This is a genomic window from Streptomyces sp. NPDC006610 (assembly GCF_040611575.1).
Lineage (GTDB): Bacteria > Actinomycetota > Actinomycetes > Streptomycetales > Streptomycetaceae > Streptomyces.
Window position 1 is genome coordinate 54,831 of sequence record NZ_JBEXOP010000034.1, and the last position, 19,948, is coordinate 74,778.

The following is a 19,948-nucleotide window of genomic DNA, read 5'->3' on the forward strand; positions in this document are numbered from 1 at the left end:
AGACATGGCCAAGCTCGAACTGCTCCCCGCCGTCGACGTCCGCGACGGCCAGGCCGTCCGCCTCGTGCACGGCGAGTCCGGCACGGAGACCTCGTACGGCTCCCCCCTGGAGGCCGCCCTCGCCTGGCAGCGGGCGGGCGCCGAGTGGCTGCACCTGGTGGACCTGGACGCCGCCTTCGGCACCGGCGACAACCGCGAGCTGATCGCCGAGGTCACCGGCGCGATGGACATCAAGGTCGAGCTGTCCGGCGGCATCCGCGACGACGACACCCTCGCCGCCGCCCTCGCCACCGGCTGCACCCGCGTCAACCTCGGCACCGCCGCCCTGGAGACCCCCGAGTGGGTCGCCAAGGTCATCGCCGAGCACGGCGACGAGATCGCCGTCGGTCTCGACGTCCGCGGCACCACCCTGCGCGGCCGCGGCTGGACCCGCGACGGCGGCGACCTCTACGAGACGCTGGAGCGCCTCGACAACGAGGGCTGCGCGCGGTACGTGGTCACGGACATCGCCAAGGACGGCACCCTGCAGGGCCCCAACCTGGAGCTGCTGCGGAACGTCTGCGCCGCCACCGACCGGCCGGTCGTGGCCTCCGGCGGGGTGTCCTCCCTGGACGACCTGCGCGCCATCGCCGAACTGGTGCCCCTCGGTGTCGAGGGCTCCATCGTCGGGAAGGCGCTGTACGCGAAGGCGTTCACCCTGGAAGAGGCCTTGGAGGCTGTGTCGCGATGACGTCCGATGCCGTGCGGCGTGTGCAGAGCGGAAGTCCCTGGGAAGAGAGTTTCGGTTTCGCGCGCGCCGTCGCGGCGGGCGACCGCGTGCTGGTGGGGGGCACCACGTCCTTCAAGGGCAGCGTGCTCCACGGGGAGGGCGACCCCTACGAACAGGCGAAGACCGCCTTCGCCGGCGCCGTCGAGGCGCTCGGCGAGTTCGGGCTCGGCGTCGAGTCCGTGATCCGCACGCGGATGTACCTGACCCATGCGCGGGACGTCGAGGACGTGGGCCGGGCCCACAAGGAGTTCTTCGACACCGTCCGGCCCGTCTCCACCCTGCTGGTCGTGGAGGGCTTCGTCGACCCGCGCATCCTGGTCGAAGTGGAAATAGAAGCATTCAGAGGAGCCGTGGATTCATGACCCTGGCGGTCCGAGTCATCCCCTGCCTGGACGTGGACAACGGCCGGGTCGTCAAGGGCGTGAACTTCCAGAACCTGCGCGACGCGGGCGACCCCGTCGAGATGGCCAAGGTGTACGACGCCGAGGGCGCCGACGAGCTGACCTTCCTCGACATCACCGCGTCCTCGGGCGACCGGGAGACCACGTACGACGTGGTGCGCCGCACCGCCGAGCAGGTGTTCATCCCGCTCACCGTCGGCGGGGGCGTGCGGGCCGCCGAGGACGTCGACAAGCTGCTGCGGGCCGGCGCCGACAAGGTGGGCGTCAACACCGCCGCCATCGCCCGCCCCGACCTGATCCGCGAGATCGCCGAACGGTTCGGGCGCCAGGTGCTGGTGCTGTCCGTGGACGCCCGCCGCACCGAGTCCGGCTCCTTCGAGGTCACCACGCACGGAGGTCGCCGGGGCACCGGCATCGACGCCGTCGAGTGGGCGCACCGGGCCGCGGAGCTGGGCGCGGGCGAGATCCTGCTCAACTCCATGGACGCCGACGGCACCAAGGACGGCTACGACCTGGAGATGATCGCGGCCGTCCGCAAGCACGTCACCGTCCCGGTGATCGCCTCCGGCGGGGCCGGCGCGCTCGCCCACTTCCCGCCCGCCATCGAGGCGGGCGCCGACGCGGTCCTCGCCGCCTCCGTGTTCCACTTCGGCGACCTGCGCATCGGCGAGGTCAAGGACACCCTCCGCGCGGCCGGCCACCCGGTGCGCTGACCCCGCGCGGGCCTCACAGGCCCAGCTGCCTGCCCGCCCGCAGCCGCTCGATCGCCTCCTGCTCGCCGTCCACGTCGACCTTGGCGGCGCTCATCCGGCCGTGCAGGAACAGCAGCAGCTCCGACGGCTCGCCGGTCACCGTCACGACCGGCGTGCCCCGGTGCGCGACCGCCGTCCGGCCGTCCGGGCGGCGCAGCACCAGACCCGTCGGCGCGCTGCGGCCCATCAGCCGGGAGGTGCGCTCCAGCCGGGTCCACAGGGCGTCCTGGAAGACCGGGTCCAGCGGGCGGGCCGTCCAGTCGGGCTGGGCCCGGCGCACGTCCTCGGCGTGGACGTAGAACTCGACGGTGTTGGACATCTCGTCGATCTGTTTGAGCGAGAAGGGCGAGAAGCGCGGCGGCCCGGTGCGGACGAGCCGGATCAGCTCCTCGTACGGCTTCGCGGCGAACTCCTCCATCGCCTTCTCCAGGCGCGGAGCGAGCTGCTTGATCAGGATGCCGCCGGCGGCGTCCGGGCGGCGCTCGCGCACCACGACGTGCGCGGCCAGGTCCCGGGTCCGCCAGCCCTCGCACAGGGTCGGCGCCTCGGGACCGGCGGTCTCCAGCAGGTCGGCGAGCAGAAGCCGTTCACGCTTGGCGAAAGTCGACATGCCGTCAGCCTACGGCCGCCCCGCGGGTCCGGACAGTGGACGACGTGCCGTCACTGCCGGTGGGAGGCGGCACAATGGCCCCATGACCAGCACGCCGCCGCCCAGCAGCCTCGACCCGGAGATCGCCGCGCGCCTCAGACGCAGCGCGGACGGCCTCCTGCCCGCCATCGCCCAGCAGTACGACACCGGCGAGGTGCTGATGCTGGGCTGGATGGACGACGAGGCCCTGCACCGCACGCTCACCACGGGCCGCTGCACCTACTGGTCGCGCAGCCGGCAGGAGTACTGGGTCAAGGGCGACACCTCCGGGCACTTCCAGTGGGTGAAGTCCGTCGCCCTCGACTGCGACGCCGACACCGTGCTGGTCAAGGTCGACCAGGTGGGCGCCGCCTGCCACACGGGCGCGCGCACCTGCTTCGACGAGGACGTGCTGATCGAGGACGCCTCGGACGCCGGCGCGCCGGCCCGGGATCGATAAGGTCGGCCGCCATGGATCTCGAGACGTTCCGCAAGCTCGCCGCCGACCGCCGCGTCATCCCCGTGACCCGCAAGCTGCTGGCCGACGGCGACACCCCCGTCGCGCTCTACCGCAAGCTCGCCGCCGAGCGGCCCGGCACCTTCCTCCTGGAGTCCGCCGAGAACGGACGTTCCTGGTCCCGGTACTCCTTCGTCGGCGTGCGCTCCGCCGCGACCCTCACCGCGCGCGACGGACAGGCCCACTGGCTCGGCGAGCCGCCCGTCGGCGTCCCCACGGGCGGCGATCCGCTCGCCGCCCTGCGCGCCACCATCGAGGCCCTGCACACCCCGCACCAGGAGGGCATGCCGCCCTTCACCGGCGGCATGGTCGGCTACCTCGGCTACGACATCGTCCGCCGGCTGGAGAAGATCGGCCCCGGCGAGCGGGACGACCTGCGCCTGCCCGAGCTGACCATGCTCCTCACCAGCGACCTCGCCGTGATGGACCACTGGGAGGGCTCCGTCCTGCTGATCGCCAACGCGATCAACCACAACGACCTCGACTCCGGCGTCGACGAGGCCTACGCCGACGCGGTCGCCCGCCTCGACGCCATGGAGGCGGACCTGTCCCGCGCGGTGGCCCAGCCGCCCGCCGTGCTGCCGCCCTCCGAGCTGCCCGAATACAGCGCGCTGTGGGGCGGCGCCGACTACCGGGCCGCCGTCGAGGACATCAAGGAGCGCATCCGGGCCGGCGAGGCCTTCCAGGTCGTGCCCTCCCAGCGGTTCGAAACGGAGTGCACCGCGAGCGCGCTGGACGTCTACCGGGTGCTGCGGGCCACCAACCCCTCGCCGTACATGTACCTGCTGCGCTTCGACGGCTTCGACGTCGTCGGCTCGTCCCCCGAGGCGCTGGTCAAGGTGGAGGACGGCCGGGCGATGGTCCACCCCATCGCCGGCACCCGGCACCGCGGCGCCACCCCGCAGGAGGACCAGGCCCTCGCCGACGAGCTGCTCGCCGACCCCAAGGAGCGCGCCGAGCACCTGATGCTGGTCGACCTCGGACGCAACGACCTCGGGCGGGTGTGCGAACCGGGCTCGGTGGAGGTCGTGGACTTCATGTCCATCGAGCGGTACTCGCACGTCATGCACATCGTCTCCACGGTGACCGGGCGGGTGGCGCCCGGCCGCACCGCCTTCGACGTGCTCACCGCCTGCTTCCCGGCCGGCACCCTCTCCGGAGCGCCCAAGCCGCGCGCGATGCAGATCATCGACGAGCTGGAGCCGTCCCGGCGCGGCCTGTACGGCGGCTGCGTCGGCTACCTCGACTTCGCGGGCGACTCCGACACCGCCATCGCCATCCGCACGGCCCTGCTGCGCGACGGCACCGCCTACGTCCAGGCGGGCGCCGGCGTCGTCGCCGACTCCGACCCGGCCGCCGAGGACCAGGAGTGCCGCAACAAGGCCGCGGCGGTCCTGCGTGCCGTGCACACGGCGAACCGGCTGAAGAAGTGGGGCGCTTCTCACGCCGCCGCCGTGAACCCCGGGTGACGGTCCGTCCCCGCGGCACGCGATAGTGGAGTACGTGACTGCTGTTCCCACCCCCCGTTCCGAAGGTCCAGGACCCGCGAGGGCCGGCCGGCGGAGTCTCGCGCTCGCCCTGCTGTGCGGCGCCCTCGGCGCGGCCGTGGTGCTGCTGGCCACCCGGCAGCAGTGGGCGCAGGGCACCGCCGCGGTGGCCGGCGGCGCCTTCCCGCTCACCGCGAGAGGCAGCGACGTCACCGGCGTCCCCGCCGCCCTCGCGATCGTGGGCCTGGCCGCCCTCGTCGCCGTCTTCGCCGTCCGCCGGGCCGGCCGGATCGCCGTCGCCGCGCTGCTCGCCCTGTGCGGCGCCGGCACCGTCGCCGCGGCCCTCCTCGGCGCCTTCGACGGCTCCGCGCTGGACGAGAAGGCCGCACGGGCCTCCGGCGACACCGCCGCCACCGTCGACGCGCTCAGCCACACCGCGTGGCCCTACGCCGCCGCCGCGGGCGGGGCGCTGATCCTCGTCGCCGGACTGCTCGCCCTGCGCTACGGCAGCCGGTGGCCCGCCATGTCCGGCCGCTACGAGCGCTCGGGCGCCCCCCGCCCGCGCCGGGGCGCCCCCGCCGCCGACTCCGACCGCCCCGAGGACCTGTGGAAGGCCCTCGACCGCGGCGAGGACCCGACCGGCGCCGGTCCCGCCTGACGACACCGCGCGGGCAGTGTGGCGAAACAGACGCCGCCGGTGGCGACCCCCGGGCTCGGCGCCGCACGCGCGTACGGGACAATGGCAGCGAGCGGCAGGCTCACCCACGCACACGGCAACCCGGCCCGCAGGGCACACACGGCAAACGAGGAGCAAGCAATGGCGGACAGCAGCCACGGGCACGGTCACACCCCGGCCGCCTGGACCGGTGTCATCATCGCCTTCATCGGTTTCTGCGTGGCGGGCGCCTTCATGGTGATGGCCAACCCGCTGGGGTTCTGGGCCGGCATGGTGCTGATCGTCCTCGGCGGCGTCGTCGGCATGATCATGCGCGCCATGGGCCTCGGCGCCCCCAAGGCCCAGCCGCTGAAGATGGTGGAGACCGCCGCGCCGTCCGCCAAGCCGCAGGTCGGCAAGCGCGAGCCGGTCGGCGCCGAGGGCTGAGCCGCCGCACGGCCTCCCGCCGCGACCCCGCCGAGGGGCGGCCCGGCACCGCGCCGGGCCGCCCCTCGCGCGCGCCGCGGCCGGGCGCAGGGCACAATGCCGAGGTGAACGCCGACAGCCGCGCCCTCGCCCCGATCGCGGTCCGCCTGGCCCGGCCCGCCGCCGTGCTGGCGGGCGTCGCCGGCGCCTTCGCCTACGTGGGCGCCGTCGACCCGGGCGAACCGGGCCACTACCCCGCCTGCCCGCTGCTGAGGTTCACCGGCCTGTACTGCCCCGGTTGCGGCGGCCTGCGCAGCGCGCACGCCTTCGTGCACGGCGACCTCCCGGCGGCGCTGCAGGCCAACGCGCCGGCCGTCGTCGGCTATCTGGTCCTCGCCGTGCTGTGGACCGTCTGGGTGGTCCGCGCGGCGCGCGGCCGTCCCCTCCGGCTCGATCCCCGGCCCGCCGTGCTGTGGTCGGCGGGGGCGCTGCTGCTGGTCTTCACCGTCGTGCGGAACCTGCCGTTCGGCGGCTGGCTGCACCCCTGACGCCCCGGCGCGGCTGTCCATCCACTGGGACCGGCGTCAACCGAATGCGGGGCATGCGCCCCGCTCCGGATACCATCGCAGTGACCATCGGTTTCGCCCCAGAGAATCGAATGCCCACCGTCTGGAAGGGGGCCGCTCGCGTGAGTGTGCTCGACGAGATCATCGACGGAGTCCGTGCCGACCTCGCGGAGCGGCAGGCGCGCGTGAGCCTCGACGAGCTCAAGGAGCGCGCGGCGAAGGCCCCCGCCGCCAAGGACGGGGCCGCCGCCCTGCGCGGCGACGGCGTCAAGGTCATCTGCGAGGTCAAGCGCTCCAGCCCTTCCAAGGGCGCGCTCGCCGCGATCGCCGACCCGGCCGGCCTCGCCGCCGACTACGAGGCGGGCGGCGCGGCCGTCATCTCCGTCCTCACCGAGCAGCGTCGCTTCGGCGGCTCGCTGGCCGACCTCGAGGCCGTCCGCGCCCGCGTGGACATCCCCGTGCTGCGCAAGGACTTCATCGTCACCTCGTACCAGCTGTGGGAGGCCCGCGCGTACGGCGCCGACCTCGCGCTGCTGATCGTCGCCGCCCTCGACCAGCCCGCCCTGGAGTCCCTCATCGAGCGCGCCGAGTCCATCGGGCTCACCCCGCTCGTCGAGGTCCACGACGAGGACGAGGTCGACCGTGCGGTGGACGCCGGCGCCAAGGTCATCGGCGTCAACGCCCGCAACCTCAAGACGCTCGAGGTCGACCGCACCACCTTCGAGCGGCTCGCCCCGGACATCCCCGACCACCTCGTCAAGGTGGCCGAGTCCGGCATCCGCGGCCCGCACGACCTGATCGCCTACGCCAACGCCGGCGCCGACGCCGTCCTGGTCGGCGAGTCCCTGGTCACCGGCCGCGACCCCAGGTCGGCGGTGGCCGACCTGGTGGCGGCGGGCGAGCACCCCGCACTGCGCCACGGGCGCGGCTGATCCTTCGATAGGCTTGGCCGCGATGACTCTCACGACGACGACCGTGGACCGGCACGCCCGCCTCGCGCGCGGCTGCCGCCCCCGTGGTTGCCGCGCGCCCGCACGCAGGGTGCACGGGCGCCGGGTGAGGTACGTCATCGGAGACGAGCCGGGCCAGGTGAACGGGCGTCGATGGCAGCGCCCCGACAGGGGCGCGGAGAACCGCGCGACCGGTCACCACGGTCCCGCGGCCGGCTGACGACATCCCTCCCGCCCCACGGCGATCGGTGCACTCGACACACTCACCGTGAGGTTCACTCATGCCCAGCGAGTTCTTCATCCCCGACCCCCAGGGTCAGGTGCCGAGCCCCGAAGGCTACTTCGGCGCGTTCGGCGGCAAGTTCATCCCGGAGGCCCTCGTCGCCGCCGTCGACGAGGTCGCCGTCGAGTACGACAAGGCCAAGGCCGACCCCGAGTTCGCCCGCGAACTCGACGACCTGCTGATCCACTACACCGGCCGCCCCAGCGCCCTCACCGAGGTGCCGCGGTTCGCCGAGCACGCCGGCGGCGCCCGGGTCTTCCTCAAGCGCGAGGACCTCAACCACACCGGCTCCCACAAGATCAACAACGTGCTCGGGCAGGCCCTGCTCACCAAGCGCATGGGCAAGACCCGGGTCATCGCCGAGACCGGCGCCGGCCAGCACGGCGTCGCCACCGCGACCGCCTGCGCGCTGTTCGGCCTCGACTGCACCATCTACATGGGCGAGATCGACACCCGGCGCCAGGCCCTCAACGTCGCCCGCATGCGCATGCTCGGCGCCGAGGTCATCGCCGTGAAGTCCGGCAGCCGCACGCTCAAGGACGCCATCAACGAGGCCTTCCGCGACTGGGTCGCCAACGTCGACCACACCCACTACCTGTTCGGCACCGTCGCCGGACCGCACCCCTTCCCGGCCATGGTCCGCGACTTCCACCGGGTCATCGGCGTCGAGGCCCGCCGCCAGCTCCTGGAGCGCGCCGGCCGCCTCCCCGACGCGGCCGTCGCCTGCGTCGGCGGCGGCTCCAACGCCATCGGCCTCTTCCACGCCTTCATCCCCGACGCGGACGTCCGCCTCATCGGCTGCGAGCCCGCCGGACACGGAGTGGAGACCGGGGAGCACGCGGCCACCCTCACCGCCGGCGAGCCCGGCATCCTGCACGGCTCCCGCAGCTATGTCCTCCAGGACGAGGAGGGCCAGATCACCGAGCCCTACTCGATCTCCGCCGGCCTCGACTATCCCGGCATCGGCCCCGAGCACTCCTACCTCAAGGACACGGGCCGCGCCGAGTACCGCGCCGTCACCGACGACGCCGCCATGCAGGCCCTGCGCCTGCTCTCGCGCACCGAGGGGATCATCCCGGCCATCGAGAGCGCCCACGCGCTCGCCGGGGCCCTGGAGGTCGGCCGCGAACTGGGCCCCGACGGCCTGATCGTCGTCAACCTCTCCGGGCGCGGCGACAAGGACATGGACACCGCCGCCCGCTACTTCGGCCTGTACGACACCGACGCCGAGGTCGCCGCCGACGAGGCCGGCGGCGCCGCCGAGATCGAGGGGGACGCCAAGTGAGCGGCAACATCCAGCTGTTGAGCGACACCCTGGCGGCGGCCAGGGCCGAGGGCCGCTCCGCCCTCATCGCCTACCTTCCGGCCGGGTTCCCCACCGTGGACGGCGGCATCGAGGCGGTCAAGGCCGTCCTCGACGGCGGCGCGGACGTCGTGGAGGTCGGGCTGCCGCACAGCGACCCCGTCCTCGACGGCCCCGTCATCCAGACCGCCGACGACATCGCCCTGCGCGGCGGCGTGAAGATCGCCGACGTGATGCGCACGGTGCGGGAGGCCCACGCGGCCACCGGCAAGCCGGTGCTCGTCATGACGTACTGGAACCCCATCGACCGCTACGGCGTCGAGCGGTTCACCGCCGAGCTGGCCGAGGCGGGCGGCGCCGGGTGCATTCTGCCCGACCTGCCCGTACAGGAGTCGGCGCCGTGGCGGGAGCACGCCGACAAGCACGGCCTCGCGACCGTCTTCGTCGTCGCGCCCAGCAGCCGCGACCAGCGTCTCGCCGAGATCACCGAGGCGGGCAGCGGATTCGTCTACGCCGCCTCCCTGATGGGCGTCACGGGCACCCGCGAGTCGGTCGGCGCGCAGGCCCAGGACCTGGTGGAGCGCACCCGCGCCACCACCGACCTGCCGGTCTGCGTCGGCCTCGGCGTCTCCAACGCCGCCCAGGCCGCCGAGGTCGCCGGCTTCGCCGACGGCGTGATCGTCGGCTCCGCCTTCGTCAAGCGGATGCTGGACGCGCCGGACGACGCGGCCGGCGTGGAGGCCGTGCGGGCGCTCGCCGGCAAGCTGGCGAAGGGCGTTCGCGGACAGGCGTGACGCCCGGCGCGCGCCGTCAGGCGTAAGGGAAATATCGGTCACTCGAACGGGTGGACCTGGGACCGGGGAGGCGCGGTGCGCCTCCCCGGTTCGTTCTGCGGGGTGTGAGCGAGAAGAACCGTGACGGTAAGCGCCGCACCGCCCGAGAGCGGCTGGCGGCCGAGCGAGAGAAGCAGAAGGCCGCCGAGAAGCGCAGGCGCGGCCTGGTGGTGGGCGGGGCGGTGGTCTGCGTCCTCGCCCTCGCGGCGGTGATCGGCGTCATCGCCGCCAACGCCGGCAAGGACGAGGAGGAGAGCGCGGGCCCCCTGGTGGCGCCCTCGGGGGCCAACGGCGAGGACAGCCTGGCCATCCCCGTCGGCAAGGACACCGCCAGGTCGACGCTCACGGTCTGGGAGGACTTCCGCTGCCCTGCCTGCAAGTCCTTCGAGACGACGTACCGCTCGACCGTCCACGAACTCACCGACGCCGGGCAGCTCAAGGTCGAGTACCGGCTGGCGACCATCATCGACGGCAACATGGGCGGCAGCGGCTCCCGCAAGGCCGCCAACGCCGCGGCCTGCGCGCAGGACGCCGGCAGGTTCGTCCCCTACCACGACGTGCTGTTCGACAGCCAGCCGCCCGAGCCCGAGGACGACTTCGCCGACGAGGACCGGCTCATCGAACTGGCCGGCAAGGTCGAGGGACTGGACACCCCGGCCTTCCGCACCTGCGTCAAGGACGGCACCCACGACGCCTGGGTCGACAAGTCCGCCGAGGCCTTCACCAAGGGCGGCTTCACCGGCACGCCCACCGTGCTGCTCAACGGCAAGAACATCTACGAGGACCGGTCGATGACGCCCGCCAAGCTGAAGCAGCAGGTGCAGCGGGCCGCTCAGGGGTGAGCGCCCCGTTATGGAGCCGTTGCCGGGCCGCCCGCCGCCGGGCGCGCCCGGCACGGTAGCGTCGACCCTGCCATGGAACTTGCCTACATTCCCAGCCCGTCGAGCGGTGTGCTGCACCTCGGCCCCGTTCCGCTGCGCGGCTACGCGTTCTGCATCATCATCGGCGTCTTCGTGGCCGTATGGCTCGGCAACCGTCGCTGGATCGCCCGCGGCGGTCGGGCCGGCACGGTGGCCGACATCGCGGTCTGGGCCGTGCCGTTCGGCCTGATCGGAGGCCGGCTCTACCACGTGATCACGGACTACCAGCTGTACTTCAGCGAGGGCCGTGACTGGGTGGACGCCTTCAAGATCTGGGAGGGCGGCCTCGGCATCTGGGGCGCGATCGCGCTGGGCGCGGTGGGCGCGTGGATCGGCTGCCGCCGTCGCGGGATCCCGCTGCCGGCCTACGCCGACGCCGTCGCCCCCGGCATCGCGCTCGCCCAGGCCATCGGCCGCTGGGGCAACTGGTTCAACCAGGAGCTGTACGGCCGGGAGACCGACCTGCCGTGGGCCGTGCACATCACCTCCACGGCGGACGGCCGGGTGCCGGGCTACTACCACCCGACGTTCCTCTACGAGTCGCTGTGGTGCATCGGCGTCGCGCTGCTGGTCATCTGGGCCGACCGGCGCTTCAAGCTGGGCCACGGGCGGTCCTTCGCCCTGTACGTCGCGGCGTACTGCGCGGGCCGGTTCTGGATCGAGTACATGCGTGTGGACGACGCCCACGAGATCCTGGGCCTGCGGCTGAACAACTGGACCGCGCTGGTGGTGTTCCTGCTCGCCGTGGTGTACATCGTGGTCTCGGCGAAGAAGCGGCCGGGCCGGGAGGACGTGATCGAGCCGGGGGCGCAGACCTCCGACGGCGACGCCGAGGGCGTTTCCGGTGATGCCGGGGACGCCGACGAGACCGCCGCCGGGGCCGACGGCAAGTCCGACGCCGCCGAGGCCGAGGGCGACGCCGGGTCCACGACGGACGGCGGTGCGCAGGCCGAGACCGGCGCGCAGCCGGGGTCGAGCGACGTGGCCGAGGACGGGGCCGGGTCCGCGAAGAAGGCGTGACACCCGGGCCCGACGGCCGCACATCGTACGGGGAGGGCGTCCGGAGTCGTTCCGGGCGCCCTCCCCGCATGTCACCGTCGGCGTCGACGTCAGCGGCGCTGCGCCAGCGCCAGTGTGCGCCGTGCCGCCTTCACCACCGCCGCGTCCACGAAGCCGCCGTCCGGCAGGGCCTGCGCGCCCGCGTCGACGGCCGCCGCCTCGACGATCGACGCGGCCCGCTCGATCTCCCGCGCGGTCGGCAGATAGGCCCGCTCGATGACCGGCAGCTGACGGGGATGGATCGCCGCCCGGCCGAGGAACCCCAGCGCCCGCCCGCGCGCGCACGACTCCCGCAGCCCTTCCAGGTCCCGCACGTCCGGATGCACCGACTGCGGCGTCGGCGCGAGCCCGGCCGCCCGGGCGGCGACGATCACCCGGCAGCGCGACCAGTCCAGGCCCCGGTCGTCCCCCGCGCCGAGATCGGCCCGCAGGTCCGCCTCGCCCAGGGCGACGCCGCGCAGGGCGGGATGGGCGGCGGCGATCGGGTAGGCGTGCTCGACGGCCAGGGCCGTCTCCAGCAGGGCGTACAGCGGCACCGGCCCGGTCGTGCCGGCGACGTCCACCACCTGCCGGGGCGACGTCACCTTCGGCAGCCGCAGCCCGGACAGGCCCGGCAGCGCCGCCAGCGCCGTCAGATCGGCCGCCGCCCCGGGGCCGTCGAGGGCGTTCACGCGGACGTGGACCGGCGTCGCGTGCGCCTCGGCCAGCAGCTCGGCGGTGGCCCTTCTGGCGTACTCCTTGCGGTGCGGGGCGACCGCGTCCTCCAGGTCGACGATCACCACGTCGGCGCCGGCGGCGAGCGCCTTGGCGACGACGTCGGGCCGGTCGCCGGGGGCGTAAAGCCAGGTCAGCGGGGTCACAGGGCGCCCTCCTCCCGCAGGGCCGCCACCTCGGCGCGGGTGAGGCCGAGTTCGGCGAGGACCGCGTCGGTGTCCGCGCCGTGCGGGCGGCCCGCCCAGCGGATGGCGCCGGGCGTGGCGGAGAGCCGGAACAGGACGTTCTGCATGCGCAGCGGGCCCAGTTCCGGGTCCTCGACCGTGGTGATCGTGTCGAGCGCCCGGTACTGCGGGTCCGCCATCACGTCCCGGACGTCCTGCACCGGCGCGACGGCCGCCTCCGCCTTCTCGAACGCGGCCAGCACCTCCTCGCGGGTGCGGGCGGCGATCCAGCCGCCGACCGCCTCGTCCAGCACGTCGGCGTGGGCGGCCCGCCCGGAGCCGTCGGCGAACCACGGCTCGTCGATCAGGTCGGCTCGGCCCACCAGGCGCACCACCCGCTCGGCGACCGACTGCGCCGACGTGGACACCGCGACCCAGCTGCCGTCGGCGGTGCGGTAGGTGTTGCGCGGGGCGTTGTTCTGGGAGCGGTTGCCGGTGCGCGGCTGGAGGTGGCCCAGCTGGTCGTACCAGAGGGGGTGGGGGCCGAGGACGGTGAGGATCGGCTCGATGATCGCCATGTCGACCACCTGCCCCTCGCCGGTGCGCCCACGCGCGGCCAGCGCGGTCAGGACGGCGTACGCGGTCGCCAGACCGGCGATGGAGTCGGCGAGGCCGAACGGCGGTAGGGTCGGGGGCGCGTCCGGCTCGCCGGTGATCGCGGCGAAGCCGCTCATCGCCTCGGCGAGGGTGCCGAAGCCGGGCCGGTGCGCGTAGGGGCCGAACTGGCCGAAGGCGGTGACCCGGGCGAGCACCAGACGGGGGTTGGCGGCGGACAGTTCCGGCCAGCCCAGGCCCCACTTCTCCAGAGTGCCGGGGCGGAAGTTCTCCACGATCACGTCCGCGCCGGCGGCGAGCCGCAGCAGGGTGGCACGGCCGCCGGGCGTGGACAGGTCGAGGGTGATGGCGCGCTTGTTGCGGCCGAGCAGCTTCCACCACAGGCCCACGCCGTCCTTGGCCGGGCCGTGGCCGCGGGAGGGGTCGGGGCGGGTAGGGTGCTCGACCTTGATCACCTCCGCGCCGAAGTCGCCGAGCAGGGTGGCGGCGAGCGGGCCGGCGAAGAGGGTGGCGAGGTCCAGGACGCGCAGTCCGCCCAGGGGCGGGGCGCCCGGTGCGCCCGCGCCGTTCACCGCGTGGGTGGGGTTCGTTCCGTTCGTGCCGCTCATGACGTGAACCGTGCCTCGATCTCCGAGCGGTACGGCATCGACGCCGACGCTCCCTCGCGCTGGACGGACAGTGCGGCGGCCGTCGCGGCCCAGGCCAGCGCCTCGGGCATGGGCCGGCCCTCGCCGACGGCCACCGCGAGGGCGCCGACGAAGGTGTCGCCGGCGCCGGTGGAGTCGACGGCGGCGACCCGGGGCGCGGGCACGGTCACCGGCTGCGCGCCCCGGGCCGCGTAGAGGCTGCCGGCTGCGCCGAGGGTGACGACCACCTCGGGGACCCGGTCGAGCAGGGTGCCGGCCGCCTCCAGCGGGTCGGTGCGGCCGGTGAGGGCGGTCGCCTCGTGCTCGTTGGGCACCAGCAGGTCGGTGGCGTCGAGGAGTTCGGCGGGCAGCGGCCGGGCCGGGGCGGGGGTGAGGATCGTACGGACGCCGTGCGCGCGGGCGACGGTCGCGCCCGCGACGACCGCGGACAGGGGGATCTCCAGCTGGAGCAGGAGCGCGTCGGCGCCGGCGATCAGCCCTTCGTCGCGGGGGACGAGCCGGTCGACGGCGCCGTTGGCGGCGGGGATCACGACGATCGCGTTGCCGCCCTCGTCGTCCACGACGATGTGGGCGGTGCCGGACGGTCCCTCGGTGGTGCGCAGATGGTCGGTGTTGACGCCGGAGTGTTCGAGGGTGGAGCGCAGCCGGGAGCCGAAGGCGTCGTTGCCGACCGCGCCGATCATCGAGACGGTGCCGCCGGCGCGGGCGGCGGCGACGGCCTGGTTGGCGCCCTTGCCGCCGGGGATGGTGCGGAACTCCCGGCCGGTCACGGTCTCCCCGCGCTGCGGGGCCTTCTCGACGTAGGCGACGAGGTCCATGTTGGTGCTGCCCAGCACGACGATGTGGGTCATGGGCGGGGGGCCTCCTGGTGGATGAGGTCGGCCGTCAGGTCGGCGAGGGTGTCGAAGCCGGTGCCGTGGAAGTCGGCGACGGAGGTCGACAGGCGGTTCTTCAGCGGGGCGGTCCAGTGCTCGGGCAGCGCCCGCGGGCCGGCGGTGAGCAGCGCGGCCACGCTGCCCGCCGTCGCCCCGTTCGAGTCGGTGTCCCAGCCGCCGGAGACCGCGCGGCAGATCGAGCCGGTGAAGTCGCCGTCCGCGTGGGTGAGGGCGGCGGCGATCAGGGCGGTGTTGGGCACGGCGTGGACCCAGTGGTAGGCGGCGGCGTGGGTGGCGTGGAGTTCGTCCACGACCGTGTCGAAGTCCTCGGTGGTCTCGGCGAGCCGGATCGCGTGCCGGACGGCCCGGGCGAGCCGGGAGCGCGGCGGGACCACGGTCAGGCCGGTGCGCAGACAGGCGTGGACGTCGCCGGGGCCGGTCGAGACGGCGGCGGTGGCGACGGTCGCCGCCGTGAACATGGCGGCGTAGACGCCGTTGGCGGTGTGGGTGAGGACGGCGTCGCGGTGGGCCTGCGCGGCGGCGGACGCGGGGTCCCCGGGGTTGGTCCAGCCGTGCACGTCGGCGCGGATGAGGGCGCCGATCCACTCGCGGAAGGGGTTGCGGTGGCGGGCGGTGCCCGGGGGCTCGATGCCGCTCAGGAGGTTGCGGTAGGCGACGCGTTCGGCGGTGAAGGCGCGGCCGGCGGGCAGCTCGTCCAGCCAGAGGCGGGCCACGTCGTCGGTGGTGAAGCCGTGGCCGTGACGTCGGAGCAGCAGCAGGTTGAGCAGGGGGTAGTTGAGGTCGTCGTCCTCGGGCATGCCGTCGATGTTCTCGGCCAGCGAGGTGCCCGCCGAGCGCCGGTTCCAGGGGTACTTCGCGGCGAGGTCGGCGGTCACGCCGCGGGCGGTGAAGTAGCCGGACAGGGGCCGGTTGCCGGTGGCGTGGGCGAGCAGGCGGATGCCCTCCAGGGGAAGCTTCTCGACCGGCTTGCCGAGCAGGCAGCCCACGGCCCGGCCCAGCCAGGCGGCGTGCAGCCGGGCACGGTCCGGGACAGGGGCGCTGGAGACGGGCCCGGCGGGCCAGTTGGGGCACAGGGCCCTGATCCGCTCCAGCCCGGTCGGCTCGTGCTCCGCCAACCGGCTGGGCAGGTCGGCGAGTTCGTCGAGCAGGTCCTCCGCGAGCAGCCGCAGGTACCGGGAAGCCGGCTGCTCGGACGCGCCCGCCCGCAGCGGGGCGTCGTGGCCGCCGGCCGCGGCCCAGCGCCTGGCGACGGCCTTCGGCTCGCGGCCGTCCTGCCGGGCCTGGCGCAGTTCGTGGCCGATCAGGTCCTCGGGCTGGACCCAGGTCAGTCGCAGCATTCGACGCCTCCCAGCGCGGCGAACATCTCCTCGTGCGCGCGGCGCCGCTCCACGTCCCGCGCGAACACCTCCCGGGCCACCGCGGCGAGTTCGCGCGCGGGCTCCCACAGGTCGATCCGGCTGGCCTCGGCCACCGTCTTCGCCCACTCCCGCGGCACCGGCGAACCGAGCGCGCCCGCGAGCGCGCCGGCCATGGTGGCGATCGAGTCGCAGTCCCGGCCGTAGTTCACCGAACCGAGCACCGCGTGCCGGAAGTCGCCGCCCGCCACCACCAGCATGCCCAGCGCGACGGGCAGTTCCTCGATCGAGTGCAGCCGTGAGGGCCGCCGGGCGCCCAGCGACGGCGACCGGTAGTCGGGGCCGACGGTGTCGTACGGCGCCACCGCCTCCCGCAGCGGCACCAGCGCCGACTCGAAGTCCGAGTAGCGGCAGGCCGCTTCGCAGACCCGCTCGATCGCCGCCCGGGTGCCGTCCTTCGCCAGTGACAGACACGCCGCCACCACCGAGTCCGCCGTCGCCCCCGGAGCGCAGGCCGCGGCCACCGCCGCCGCGAACACGCCCGCCGCCTCCCGGCCGTACGACGACTGGTGCGCGCCCGCGACGTCCAGCGCCTCCGCGTACGCGGCCCGCGGGTCGGCCGCGTTGACCAGGCCGACCGGCGCCATGTACATCGCGGCCCCGCAGTTGACGATGTTGCCGGCGCCCGCCTCGCGCGGATCGGCGTGGCCGTAGTGCAGCCGGGTCACGAGCCACTTCTCGGCGAGGAAGATCCGCTGCAACGGCAGCGCCTCGGCCTCCAGTTCGGGGATCCAGCGCGGGTTCGTCATCAGGTCGGGCACCAGGTGCTCGGCGACGGCGTAGGCGTCGAGGTGGTCGCGGACCGTCGCGTACACCCGGACCAGCGCGTGGGTCATCAAGGTGTCGTCGGTGACGTGGCCGTCGCCCTTGTGGTACGGGGCGATGGGCCGGGCCGTGCGCCAGGCGTCGCCGTTCCAGGGGCCGACGACGCCGTGCACCCGGCCGCCGTGCCGCTCGACGATCTGCTGCGGCGAGTAGCCCTCGACGGGCCCGCCGAGGGCGTCGCCGACGGCCGCGCCGACCAGCGCGCCGGTGATCCGCTCGTCCAGGGTGTGCGCTCGGCCTGGTTCTCCTTTGGGCGTCATGCCCCGAATCATCCTCCTGGTGGGGCCGGTTGTGCGGCTTCCAGGAGTTCGGCGAGTTCCACCAGGTCGGTGCCGGTGAGGCGGGGCAGGACGCAGCCGGAGAGCAGTCGGCAGGCGTCGCGCCAGGACGCCGGGACCGCCGCGCCGCCGCCGAGCGCTCCGGTGAGGGCGCCGGCCAGGGCGGGGGCCGAGTCGGCGACCCGCGACAGACAGGCCGCCGCGGGCACCGCCTCGGCGATCCGGCCGTGCGCGGCGCTCGCCAGCGCCAGGGCGACGGGCACGGTCTCGGCGGCGGCGACGCCGTAGCTGTAGACGTGGTCGACGATCTGGTGCTCCAGCGGCGGGACGAGCGCGAAGGCGCTCCCGGCGTCCGCCGCCAGCCGCAGCGCGTGGCGGGCGTTGCGGCCGATCTCCGTCTCCTCGGGCAGCTCGGCCACGGCCGCCGCGACGCACTCCCCGGCGCCGGCGCCGGCCAGCGCGAGGGACACCGCGGCGGCCATCGCGCGGGCGCCGTGGACGCCGTCGCCGTCCTGGGTGTAGCGGGCGTCGAACTCGGCGAGCGCGGCGGCGGACGCCGGGTCGCCGGGGTGGGCCACGGCCAGCGCACAGGCCCGGACGCACGCCGCGTCGTCGAAGTAGTGCGGGTTGTCGTGGCCGGTGGCGGGCGGGCGCAGCCCGGTGGCGAGGTTGCCGAGACCGGCCCGCACGGAGATGCGGGCGCGCAGCGGCAGCACCGCGGACTCGGTCCCCGCGGCGCGTTCGGCGGCCGCCGCGACCTCGCTCGCCACGGCCGACCAGGTCAGGTCGATGGCCGCGCGGATCCGGCGCTCCCGGCTCAGGTCGCCGAGCGCGCCGTCGTCGCCCGCGCGCAGCACCGCCTCGGCCGCGAACGCCGCCCACTCGGCGTCGTCGGAGGGCCCGAGGCGCAGCGGGCCGGGGGGCTGGTTGAGGGCGATGGGCACGGGCAGGGTGGTGGTGGCGTTCTGCTCGGCGAAGGCGTCCAGCTCGCGGGTGAGCCGCCGGGTCCACTCGGGCATCCGCGCGGCCCGGTGCCGGGCTGCGGGCCAGCCGGCGGCGTCCCCGGCGGCGAGCCCGAGCAACAGCCCCTCGACACGCCGCCCGGCCCGTGCGCCGCTCACGGCCGCGCCTCGTCCCGGTCGGAGACGAGGACGTAGTCGGCGGGGTCGGGGGCGGAGTCGGGCCCGGCGGGCGGGCCGGTGTCGGCGGGGACGGGGGCAGGCCCGGAGAAGGGGGCAGGCCCGGGGGCGGGGGCCGGCTCGTGCACGAGGTTCGCGTTCCGTGCGGGGGCGGGTTCGTGCGGGGTGTTCGCGTCAGGGGGTGAGCAGGCGGCGACGTCCGGGACGACGGCCGGCCCGCCTGCGGGATGCGGCTCGCGCAGGGGATCCGGTACCGGTGCCTGGTCCGGCCGGCGGGCGGGATCCGGCACCTGTCGGGCGTCCGCACCGGGTCCCGCGCCGGCCGCGGGGAGGGCGGTCGGCGCGGGAGCGGCGCCCGCACACGGCACGGTTTCCGCCTCGTGCCCGTGAGTCGGCTCGGGCACGGGTGCTGCCTGTGGCCGGGCTGCTGCTTGCCGTGCGGCTGCTGCTTCCCGTGCGGGTGCTGCCTCTGGTACGGCTGCTGCTCCCCGTACGGCTGCTGCTCCCCGTACGGCCGCTGCCCCCCGCACACGCGCTGCCCCCCGCACACGCGCCGCCCCCCGCCGGGAAATCCGCTCCTCTGCGCCTCCCTCCGCCGCCCCCGCCCCCGGTGTCAGCAGGTCCGCCACCTCCAGCACATGGTGGCCCGCCATCGACGGAAGACAGGTGCCGCGGGCCGGGCCGATGGCCGACGCCCACTCGGGCGGGATCGCCGAGGCGCCCAGCGTCGCCCCGGCCAGGGCTCCCGCGACCGCACCCGTGGTGTCGGCGTCGCGGCCCATGTTGACGGCGGTGAGCACGGCCTCCCGGAAGTCGCCGTCGGCCGACGCGTACGCCCCGAAGGCGAGGGCGACCGCCTCGGGGGCGAGGTCGGTCCAGGGGTAACCGCCGATGACGACCGCGGAGCGCACCGCCCGTTCACCGCGGTGGGCGACGGCCACGGCCCGGCGCAACGAGCGTGCCGTCCAGGAGTCGTCGGGCAGGACCGCCAGCGCGGAGGCCACCACCACGCCGACCGGCGCGCCCGCCATCGCCGCCGCGACCCCGGCGGCGACCGCCTGGCCGCCGTAGATGCCCTCGCCGTCGTGGCTGACCGAGCCGTCGACGGCGACGAGCCGGGCCGCCTCGGCGGGGCGGCCCGCGGCGAACACCCCGAACGGGGCCGCCCGCATCGCCAGCCCGTCGCTCCAGGCGTGGCGGTGCTGGGCGGAGACCGGCGCGGCCAGGCCCCGGCGGAGGTTCTCCAGCGTGCCGCGCTCACTGAAGCCCGCGCCCCGGAAGGGCCCCTCGGCGCGGTCGGCGATCCAGGCGTGCCAGGCCGCCTCCGCGTGGGCGGGGGTGAGGGCGCAGCCGTGCCGGGCCAGCAGCAGGCCCGAGAAGATCGCGTACTCGGTGTCGTCGGTGCCCGCGGGCTCCTCGGCGACGTAGCCGGTGATGCGGCCCCAGCGGGCGCGGATCTGGGAGGGCGTGAGGTTCTCGGCGGGTGCGCCCAGGGCGTCGCCGACGGCGAGGCCGAGCAGGGCGCCGCGGGCCCGGTCGCGGAGCCGGGCGGCGTCCCCGGGGGCGGGGACCGAGGGAACGCAGGCGATCGATGCCATCGCTTCTCCTCTCCTTTGCGGATCTCTCCCCGGTGCCGTCCGCGGCGCAGCCCGGCCGGTGCCGCTGTCACCCGGTCGACATCTGAGCCTGATCCCGGACGGATGAGC

20 protein-coding genes and 1 pseudogene are annotated in these 19,948 nt (G+C 74.9%); 13 read left to right on the top strand and 8 right to left on the bottom strand.

Annotation, left to right across the window (positions count from 1 at the left end; translation table 11 throughout):
• The first annotated feature begins 4 nt into the window (after nt 1–4).
• The 3 genes from priA to hisF are packed head-to-tail and all read left to right on the top strand — an operon-like array spanning nt 5 to nt 1,883.
• Nucleotides 5–730, top strand: a complete 726-nt coding sequence (priA, locus tag ABZY13_RS24845) for a bifunctional 1-(5-phosphoribosyl)-5-((5-phosphoribosylamino)methylideneamino)imidazole-4-carboxamide isomerase/phosphoribosylanthranilate isomerase PriA (protein ID WP_356634349.1) — start codon at nt 5–7, stop codon at nt 728–730.
• Nucleotides 727–1,131, top strand: a complete 405-nt coding sequence (locus tag ABZY13_RS24850; RefSeq protein WP_356634351.1) for a RidA family protein — start codon at nt 727–729, stop codon at nt 1,129–1,131. The genes priA and ABZY13_RS24850 overlap by 4 nt, the downstream gene beginning before the upstream one ends.
• Nucleotides 1,128–1,883: an imidazole glycerol phosphate synthase subunit HisF gene (hisF, locus tag ABZY13_RS24855; RefSeq protein ID WP_356634354.1), complete on the top strand. Its 756-nt coding sequence runs from the start codon at nt 1,128–1,130 to the stop codon at nt 1,881–1,883. The genes ABZY13_RS24850 and hisF overlap by 4 nt, the downstream gene beginning before the upstream one ends.
• 13 nt (nt 1,884–1,896) lie before the next feature.
• Here the strand turns inward: hisF and ABZY13_RS24860 are convergent, their stop codons facing one another.
• Nucleotides 1,897–2,532 (bottom strand): TIGR03085 family metal-binding protein, encoded by a 636-nt coding sequence (locus ABZY13_RS24860; protein WP_356634356.1) that lies wholly within the window; start codon nt 2,530–2,532, stop codon nt 1,897–1,899.
• Nucleotides 2,533–2,614: 82 nt separating this feature from the next.
• On the opposite strand from ABZY13_RS24860, the gene hisI reads away from it, so the two are divergent.
• The 10 genes and pseudogenes from hisI to lgt all read left to right on the top strand — a co-directional run.
• A complete protein-coding gene (gene hisI / locus ABZY13_RS24865) occupies nt 2,615–3,010 on the top strand; it encodes a phosphoribosyl-AMP cyclohydrolase (protein WP_356634358.1) in 396 nt (131 codons plus the stop codon).
• A gap of 11 nt (nt 3,011–3,021) precedes the next feature.
• Entirely contained in the window at nt 3,022–4,536 is a 1,515-nt protein-coding gene (locus tag ABZY13_RS24870) for an anthranilate synthase component I (protein ID WP_356634360.1), read from the top strand.
• Between the two features lie 25 nt (nt 4,537–4,561).
• Nucleotides 4,562–5,212 carry a TIGR02234 family membrane protein gene (locus tag ABZY13_RS24875; protein WP_356634362.1) on the top strand — a complete coding sequence of 217 codons (651 nt, stop codon included), beginning with the start codon at nt 4,562–4,564 and terminating at the stop codon, nt 5,210–5,212.
• A 159-nt stretch (nt 5,213–5,371) separates the two neighbouring features.
• Nucleotides 5,372–5,656, top strand: coding sequence for an HGxxPAAW family protein (locus ABZY13_RS24880; RefSeq protein ID WP_356634364.1), 285 nt, complete (start codon nt 5,372–5,374; stop codon nt 5,654–5,656).
• Nucleotides 5,657–5,760: 104 nt separating this feature from the next.
• Nucleotides 5,761–6,183, top strand: coding sequence for a DUF2752 domain-containing protein (locus ABZY13_RS24885; protein ID WP_356634366.1), 423 nt, complete (start codon nt 5,761–5,763; stop codon nt 6,181–6,183).
• A 140-nt stretch (nt 6,184–6,323) separates the two neighbouring features.
• On the top strand, nt 6,324–7,133 hold the full coding sequence (gene trpC / locus ABZY13_RS24890; protein ID WP_356634368.1) for an indole-3-glycerol phosphate synthase TrpC: 810 nt from the start codon (nt 6,324–6,326) through the stop codon (nt 7,131–7,133).
• 299 nt (nt 7,134–7,432) lie between these two features.
• The gene (gene trpB / locus ABZY13_RS24895) at nt 7,433–8,719 is read left to right on the top strand and encodes a tryptophan synthase subunit beta (protein WP_356634370.1); all 1,287 of its coding nucleotides are present in this window, start codon (nt 7,433–7,435) and stop codon (nt 8,717–8,719) included.
• Nucleotides 8,716–9,531: a tryptophan synthase subunit alpha gene (trpA, locus tag ABZY13_RS24900; RefSeq protein ID WP_356634372.1), complete on the top strand. Its 816-nt coding sequence runs from the start codon at nt 8,716–8,718 to the stop codon at nt 9,529–9,531. Before trpB ends, trpA begins: the two co-directional genes overlap by 4 nt.
• A gap of 104 nt (nt 9,532–9,635) precedes the next feature.
• Nucleotides 9,636–10,412: a thioredoxin domain-containing protein gene (locus tag ABZY13_RS24905; RefSeq protein ID WP_356634374.1), complete on the top strand. Its 777-nt coding sequence runs from the start codon at nt 9,636–9,638 to the stop codon at nt 10,410–10,412.
• A 72-nt stretch (nt 10,413–10,484) separates the two neighbouring features.
• Nucleotides 10,485–11,318: pseudogene (gene lgt, locus ABZY13_RS24910) on the top strand (prolipoprotein diacylglyceryl transferase); the annotation flags it as partial.
• 281 nt (nt 11,319–11,599) lie between these two features.
• Here the strand turns inward: lgt and ABZY13_RS24915 are convergent.
• Genes ABZY13_RS24915 through ABZY13_RS24945 form a run of 7 tightly spaced genes read right to left on the bottom strand, consistent with a single transcriptional unit; the run spans nt 11,600 to nt 19,840 of the window.
• Entirely contained in the window at nt 11,600–12,409 is an 810-nt protein-coding gene (locus ABZY13_RS24915; protein ID WP_356634376.1) for a CoA ester lyase, read from the bottom strand.
• The gene (locus tag ABZY13_RS24920) at nt 12,406–13,650 is read right to left on the bottom strand and encodes a CoA transferase (protein WP_356634378.1); all 1,245 of its coding nucleotides are present in this window, start codon (nt 13,648–13,650) and stop codon (nt 12,406–12,408) included. The genes ABZY13_RS24915 and ABZY13_RS24920 overlap by 4 nt, the downstream gene beginning before the upstream one ends.
• On the bottom strand, nt 13,647–14,540 hold the full coding sequence (gene rbsK / locus ABZY13_RS24925) for a ribokinase (protein ID WP_356634380.1): 894 nt from the start codon (nt 14,538–14,540) through the stop codon (nt 13,647–13,649). Before rbsK ends, ABZY13_RS24920 begins: the two co-directional genes overlap by 4 nt.
• Nucleotides 14,537–15,922, bottom strand: a complete 1,386-nt coding sequence (locus tag ABZY13_RS24930) for an ADP-ribosylglycohydrolase family protein (RefSeq protein WP_356634382.1) — start codon at nt 15,920–15,922, stop codon at nt 14,537–14,539. The genes rbsK and ABZY13_RS24930 overlap by 4 nt, the downstream gene beginning before the upstream one ends.
• Nucleotides 15,910–17,085 (bottom strand): ADP-ribosylglycohydrolase family protein, encoded by a 1,176-nt coding sequence (locus ABZY13_RS24935; protein ID WP_356634384.1) that lies wholly within the window; start codon nt 17,083–17,085, stop codon nt 15,910–15,912. The genes ABZY13_RS24930 and ABZY13_RS24935 overlap by 13 nt, the downstream gene beginning before the upstream one ends.
• Nucleotides 17,086–17,093: 8 nt before the next feature.
• On the bottom strand, nt 17,094–18,224 hold the full coding sequence (locus ABZY13_RS24940; protein WP_356634386.1) for an ADP-ribosylglycohydrolase family protein: 1,131 nt from the start codon (nt 18,222–18,224) through the stop codon (nt 17,094–17,096).
• Nucleotides 18,221–19,840 carry an ADP-ribosylglycohydrolase family protein gene (locus tag ABZY13_RS24945; RefSeq protein WP_356634388.1) on the bottom strand — a complete coding sequence of 540 codons (1,620 nt, stop codon included), beginning with the start codon at nt 19,838–19,840 and terminating at the stop codon, nt 18,221–18,223. Before ABZY13_RS24945 ends, ABZY13_RS24940 begins: the two co-directional genes overlap by 4 nt.
• Between the last annotated feature and the right edge of the window lie 108 nt (nt 19,841–19,948).